Raw genomic sequence first — 7,177 nt, 5'->3', positions numbered from 1 at the left:
TCGGCGTCGGGAATCCTGAGCGCCGGGCCGGGGCTGGCACCGTATTCCCTGGCGTCGCGGATCTTCTCGCGCAGCGTGGTGCGCATCTGCTCGAAGCCGCGCCGCTGCCACTCGCTTTCGTCAATGAGCGCCACCGTTTCGTTCATGGCGTCACGAATGCGCAGCGCCAGCGCCACCTGCGCGGCAATGTCGGCATCAGTGCCCTCGCTGTTGGGGTCGCGGCGCACCTCCACTTTCTGGCGGAGGGTGTCGCTCTTGTAGACCATCGCCACCGTGTACGTACCGGGCGCCACCAGCGGCCCCACCTGCCCGCCCACCAGGTCCAGGTCCCACGGCACCAGTGGCCGCGAATCGGTTACGCGCAAAAACGTGTTCCCCGGCGGCGCGGTGCGCAGCTTGGCCTTTCGTGGCCCTTCGTGGCGCAGGTCCCACAGCGCGCGGTTGAGCCCACGTTTGGCCGGCGCGCCGGCAAACTTGCGAATGAGCGCACCACCGGCGTCGTACACCAGGAAGCGCACGCTGTCGCGCGGCAGGGAATCCCTGGCGCTGCCGCCAATGGTGTAGTTGATGGTCGCCGCCAGTGGCGGGTCCTGGCCGCCCACCAGCGAGTTGGTGGCCGCCAGCGGCGTGGCCACCTTTCTGAAGCGATACGCCGCGCGCATGGGGAGCAGCGTGGCGGGCTTGGTGGCCAGCGAATCGGCCATGGCGCGCAGGTACGAAATGTCGTCGGCAATGTAGAAGCCGCGCCCGTACGTGCTCACCACCAGGTCGTGGAAGTGCCCCTGAATTTGCAGCCAGCTCACCGGCGCGTGCGGCAGCCCGTTGGCGGGCGCGCCGTTCAGCTCTATCCACTGCTTCCCGTCGTTGAGCGACGCGTACAGCGCGTTCTCGGTGCCCGCGTACAGCAGGCCGCGCCGCACCGGGTCTTCACGCACCACGTGCACGTAACTGAACACACTGCGCGGAATGTCGGCGTCGAGGCGCGTGAACGTGCGGCCGTAGTCGGTGGTCTTGTAGATGTACGGGTCGCGATCGTTGATGAGATGTGCGTCCACCCCAATGTACGCCGTGCCCGCGTCGTACTTGCTGGGTTCGATGCTGGTGATGGTGCTCCACTTGGGGAGCCCCGGCAGGTTGGCGGTGAGGTTGCTCCACGTGGTGCCGCCGTTGCGGGTGATGTGCACCAGCCCGTCCATGGTGCCCGCCCAGATCACCCCCTTCTCCAGGGGCGACTCGGCGATGGCAAACAGCACCGTCACGTTCTCCACGAACAGGTTGTCTATCACGAAGCCGCCACTACTCTGCTGCTTGGTGCTGTCGTTGGTGGACAGGTCGGGGGAGATGAGCGTCCAGCTCTGCCCGCCGTTGGTGGTCTTGTGCACGTACTGCGAGCCCACGTACACCGTGTTGTGATCGTGCGGGGAGAGGTGAATGGGGAAGGTCCACTGGAAGCGGTACTTGAGATCCTTGGGAGGCACCCCGTACCCCGCTTCCGGCCACGGCTCCACGGCGCGCGCCATTTTGGTCTGCAGGTCGAAGCGCTCGAGCCCCGCGTCGTAGCAGCCGCTCCATACGGTACGCCCGTTAATGGTGTCGGGAATGGCCCACCCGCTTTCGCAGCCACCCACCGCGCTCCACACGCCAATGCTGCGTGAGCCGCGCGAGTTGCTGGGGCCACCGTACGAGTACCCGTCCTGCCGGTTGCCGTACAGGTTGTAGGGAATCTTGGTGTCGGTGGCCACGTGGTACATCTGCGCGTTGGGGAGCGCGATGCGCGTGAAGCTCTTGCCGCCGTCAATGGTGATGCCCACGCCACCGTCGTCACCCACCACGAAGCGATCGGGGTCGCGCACGTCCCACCAGATGTCGTGCAGGTCGCCGCCCGCGCGCGGCGGGTTGGGCATCTTGGTGAGCCCGCCGTCGAGCGTGCCCACGAAGCGCACCCCCACGAAGTACACATTGTCCGCGTTGGCCGGGTTCACCCCAAAGCGGGTGTAGTACTGCGGGCGCTCCAGCAGGTCGTGATCGCGGTTCACCGCGCGCCAGCTGCGGCCGCCGTCGTCGCTGCGGTAGAACGCCGGCTCCTTCATTTCAATGAGCGCGTACACCCGCTGCGGGTCACTGCGCGCTATGCCCAGCCCGATCTTGCCCATGGTGCCCGTGCGTGGCAGCCCGCGCCCCCACCCCTGTCCACTGGGGCCGCCGTCCAGGCGTGTCCACGTGTCGCCTGCGTCGCGCGACATGTATATGCCGCTGCCGGCGCCACCGCTGTTCTTGTCCCACGGCACGATGTACTGCTGCCAGCTCGCCGCGAAGAGCACGCGCGGGTTGGTGGGGTCCATGGCCACGTCGATTATGCCCGTGCTGTCGTTCACGAACAGCACCTTCTTCCACTCTTTGCCACCGTTGGTGGTGCGCCACAGCCCGCGATCGGCCTGCGGCCCGTACCCGTGCCCCTGGGCGGCGGCGTACACCACATCGGGGTTGGTGGGGTGAATGAGCACCCGCCCAATGCGCCCCGTGTTCTCGAGCCCCATGCGCTGCCAGTGCCCGCCTGCGTCGGTGCTGCGGTAGATGCCGTCGCCAATGGAGATGTTGCTGCGCAGGAACGTTTCCCCCGTGCCGAACCACACCACGTTGGGGTCACTCGGCGCCACCGCGATGGCGCTTATGCTGGAGACCCGCAGCGAGTCGGTCACCGGCACCCAGCGAATGCCGCCGTTGGTGCTCTTGAACAGCCCGCCCGAAGCCGCGCCCGCGTAGTAGGTCTTGTACTCGCCCGGCACGCCCGCGACCGCGATCACGCGGTTGCCATCGGGCCCCACGAACCGCCAGGTGGGGACTTTGACGAAGGCGGTGTCGAGGAGGGGGGCCGGCGCGGCGGCCGGTTTGGCGGGGGCGCGTTGGGCGGAGAGCGCGGTCGGCGTGAGGGCGAGCGCGAGGAGGAGGGGGCGGAGGCGCATGGGTACCGGGATATAGAGGGGAACGGTGCCCTAAGTTGCGCTGAGGATGGGTGGGCGGCGAGCGAAGTGCCCTATCTATCCTGAATCATGACGTGTATAGTTTTTTAGCTTTTTTATACACGACAAGGCTGACGTGTATAGTCCACGAACATATTCTATACACGTCCATGACCACCCTTGATGAGCTCACGCCCCTGGACACCGTGAAACTGGAAACAGTCGCGGTATACCGAAAGCTCGCCGAATCCTCGAGGCTTCTAGGTGAGTTCAAAGGGGTGGTCGCGACCATTCCCAATCAGCGAATACTGCTGAGTGCGCTGTTGCTTCAGGAAGCCAAGGACTCGTCCGCCATCGAGAACATCGTCACGACGCACGACGATCTGTTCCGCTCGGCCGCCGATGAACATCTCGCGCAATCGCCCGCTGCGAAGGAGGTGCTGCGCTACCGGCAGGCGCTTGATGTCGGCTGGAGTCTCGTAAGACACCATGGCCTGCTCACCAGCAACCATATCCAGCAGATCCAAGGCACGCTCGAGCCGACGCGCTCTGGCTTTCGGAAGGTGCCCGGTACCGTGCTCAAGGACCAGTCTGGCCGCGTGATCTACACGCCGCCGCAGGACGCGCGCGCCATCGTCGACCTGATGAGCAGTCTCGAGCGCGAGCTGAATGAGCCCGCGGCCTCCATGGATCCCCTCGTTCGCATGGCGATCCTGCATCATCGCTTCGAAAGCATCCACCCGTTCTACGATGGGAACGGCCGTACGGGTCGCATTCTGAACGTGCTGTTCCTGCTCAAGGAGGGGCTGCTCGACCTGCCCGTCCTTTATCTCAGTCACCACATCGTGCGTACCAAGCCAACGTACTACCGGCTGCTCCAGAGCGTACGAGAAGACGGTGACTGGGAGTCGTGGGTGCTCTACATGCTTACGGCAGTATCGGAGAGTGCCCGTGACGGTATCGGCACGGTGAACGCCATCCGCGAGGCTCTGCTCACGACAAAGCGCGAGCTCCGCGCCTTCCCGTTCTATTCACAAGGACTGCTGAACAATCTGTTCACGCATCCGTACACGAAGGTCTCGTTCGTGGAGCAGGACATTGGCGTGACTAGAATAACCGCGACGAAGTATCTCAACGCCCTAGCGGATCATGGTATGCTACGAAAGATTCGCGCCGGGCGGACGAACTACTACATCAACACGCGGTTGTTCGAGATTCTGACGAGAATGACCTGACGGAGGAGGTATAGTTCAGATTGGCCGTCAAGCACCGGATTCGTGGCCACCTATGTTTGATGGACGCTCGACTGATTGGTGGAAGCGCGGCCATCAGCTCAGACATCTACCAGTGAGATCAAATCACATGTTGTTCCTACGGTGGAGCTGGCCGTGATCGCTTACACTTCTAACCGCATTTTGGCCAACTCCAGGAGCTCCAATGATCTAGAAGTTTCGCCGATTGGTGGACTGTTTTTCGATTGTAGTCGTGCTGAGGCCTCCGCTGTCCGCGGTTGGCGTTGATCAAAGGAGTGTTGTTCGAAACTCGAATGCACGGCCCGCGAGCCCTGTAACTATGCGCCAGCGGCTCGAGGATGAGAGTTCCCCGTTTCCACGGCCCAATGAATTATCAAACGCTAAAGCGGGCGTTAAGCCCTGAGACAGCCACCCGTTGGCTAGTCAAGGACGCAGCTGACGACTTTTTTCCGGATTCAATAGCCTTAGCGGATTTGAGGGGGCGCGAGAGCGCCTATGCCGTCCGTCAGCAGCACCGTTGGCTGCAGTTTGATAACCCTGCCCACTGGGTTGACTACGTCCCAAAGCGGAGCCGGCTTCTCCGCGAAGCAGTGATTCTGCACCCTCTACATCGAGTAGCGTATCTCGCGATCCTTCGCCATTTCATCGCGAAGCTCGACCGCCAGCTTCAGTCTGCATCGTACTCGTATCGCCTTGATAGAACTGACGATGGAGACGAGTACCCGTTCTCTCACCGGATTGAACGCTGGAAGACTTTCCACAATGACTTCCGAACTGCCGCATTGGAGCCTGGCGCTAAGGTCGTAGTCCTTACGGATCTAGCTGCATTCTATGATCACATCTCCTGCGATCAGCTATGCGAAAGAATTGGGTCGCTACTTGGACCGGCGAAGACTGAGGAAGACGACGCAGTGCTTCTCGCACTTCAGCGACTGCTTCGCATGTGGTGTACGGACGGCCACGGAATACCACAAAACCACGATCCGAGCAGCTTTTTCGGTAGCCTTTACCTAAACGGAATTGACCACGAGATGATAGCAGGCGGATTCCGATACTTTCGGTGGGTCGACGACATTCGCATTGTTGCATCCTCACATGACGAAGCGATTCAAGCTCTTCACTTTCTTCAAAGACTTCTGGCGAAATGCCGGCTATTCCTTGCAACAGAGAAGACAGAGATCGTAAACAGAGACCAGCCTCGATACAATTCGCTTCTCGACGTTAGCGATGATATTCGCATCTCAGAAGTCGAGGAGCAGATTCGCGCGAGTGACTGCATTAGCCTTCGCGGGAACATCGGCGTCCTCTTCGAGCGACTAGCGTTCCACTCAGGACCAAATGGTGACGATCGAAAGTTTCGCGCATTTGCGAATCGGCTCCTAGATATTGCGGCTTTTGACTCACTCGCTGAAGCGATTCTCCCGAGACTTGAGCAGTTTGTGATTCCTCGCCTTCGATCGCATCCGGATCGAACGGACTACTGGGTTCGCCTGCTTTCAGCAACCGCTAGCCAAGCCGTTACAGATTCTGTCGTTGACCTTCTAGTAACCAACGAGTCGCTCTTTAGTTGGCAGAAGTTCCACCTATGGCGATTGGCTCTCTATCTGCCTCGCCCGTTACCAGAAATCCTGATTTCCCGTGCGAAGGCGGTCGCTGGCAGTTACGAATCAGATGCCGTGGCAGCCCAGGCGATCGTCCTTCTCGGCGCAGTATCCAACAATACAGAGAGAGAGTCACTCTTCAACGCAAACTTCACGCGGCAGCGGAGTTACCTCGTGCAGCGCGCCACGGTCATCGCCATTCAGGAACTGCCAGTTACGCTTCGGGATCGACTATATGAGCTCGCACTCGCATGGAACGCTGACCATACAGAACTGATCGAGTACCTCAGAACGCAGTCGGAGCCGAATTACGGAATCTCACGCCGGCAGGCTCGCACCTGTCCTGAAACGCCTACAGTCGTCGCTCCGCTCCTCCGGCGCGGGGTCGGTCTGGTCAACGGGATCCGGACAACTTTCCGACTCTCATCGAGCGAGCTCGATTACGAATGATCACGGTCGCCGTACAGCGAACCCCGTTGTTAACTGATCCGCGAACGAAGTTTTGCGTGGTTCAGCTGGCTGTGGGCATGGGGCACTTCAAGCTAACGGGCGCTCGTGCACCACAAAGCGTAAGGACATTATCATCAAGCATAGTAGCCGGAGTGACGACTTGATCGATCTCGGCTCGGTAACTTTCGTTATTGATGTTTCGCCACTGCCTCGCCCTGACCTTGAGGCATATTCCAATGATCTATTTGATCAATGGGCGTTGAGAACAGCGACCAACCTCGACCTTGAAGATTACGCACTTTCGCTCGATGTCGAGGAGGGCTCACTCAAAGGACGCGCGAAGATCCTCGCCAAAGTCGGAGTGGTAATGGCTACTCTTGCGAATTACGAAGGCTTCTTCGCTGGTGTGAAAAGAATCGAGTCGCAGGTTCAGGCGGTCTCTGACTTCGTGTCTGAGCGAGCGGTTGCTCCGTTCAACAGCGGTAACCGACGAGTAGTCGTCCGTAAGCGCCGAGGAGTCCTTGGCCAAGTTCAGGATCTATTTGTAAGGGTTCAACGGCGCGAGATGACAGCTGAGCAAGCGACTCGCGTGGTCGAAGAAATCCTCGGATCAGAGGCGGAATCATCGCCGGAATTTATGAAGTCCCTCAAGGACTCACTCGGAGAAGTCCGTCTCCATCCGGAGCAACTAATGCTACCGATTGAGATACTCGAAATGCCACGTGCGATGCTTCTTGAACCAGCCGAGGGTGGAGCCCCCAAGAAGCGGCCATTCGAACCGCGTCCGAAACCGGTGGCGCCTTCGCCAGAACGGTTCAAGGTTGAGATCTGGCGCGAATCTAAGAAGGGAAAGAAGTTGATAACCGTTACTGCCTTCTAGGAAACCTCAACTCTCGTAGAGCACCAATGACTG

Annotated in this window: 4 protein-coding genes; 3 read left to right on the top strand and 1 reads right to left on the bottom strand. The window is 60.4% G+C overall.

Annotated elements, in window-relative coordinates; translation table 11 throughout:
• Nucleotides 1-2,963 (bottom strand): glycosyl hydrolase (locus LW840_RS06490; RefSeq protein ID WP_291276657.1); only part of this gene is annotated, 2,963 nt, incomplete at its 3' end.
• Nucleotides 2,964-3,130: 167 nt separating this feature from the next.
• Between LW840_RS06490 and LW840_RS06485 the strand changes: the two genes are divergently transcribed.
• From LW840_RS06485 to LW840_RS06475, 3 genes are all read left to right on the top strand, one after another.
• Nucleotides 3,131-4,195, top strand: coding sequence for a Fic family protein (locus LW840_RS06485; RefSeq protein WP_291276656.1), 1,065 nt, complete (start codon nucleotides 3,131-3,133; stop codon nucleotides 4,193-4,195).
• 383 nt (nucleotides 4,196-4,578) lie between these two features.
• Nucleotides 4,579-6,264 carry an RNA-directed DNA polymerase gene (locus LW840_RS06480; protein ID WP_291276655.1) on the top strand — a complete coding sequence of 562 codons (1,686 nt, stop codon included), beginning with the start codon at nucleotides 4,579-4,581 and terminating at the stop codon, nucleotides 6,262-6,264.
• 160 nt (nucleotides 6,265-6,424) lie between these two features.
• The gene (locus LW840_RS06475) at nucleotides 6,425-7,144 is read left to right on the top strand and encodes a hypothetical protein (protein WP_291276654.1); all 720 of its coding nucleotides are present in this window, start codon (nucleotides 6,425-6,427) and stop codon (nucleotides 7,142-7,144) included.
• Nucleotides 7,145-7,177 lie beyond the last annotated feature (33 nt).

The organism is Gemmatimonas sp., from assembly GCF_021298855.1.
Taxonomy (GTDB): Bacteria; Gemmatimonadota; Gemmatimonadetes; order Gemmatimonadales; family Gemmatimonadaceae; genus Gemmatimonas.
This window is presented reverse-complemented; position numbering and strand designations above follow the sequence as displayed.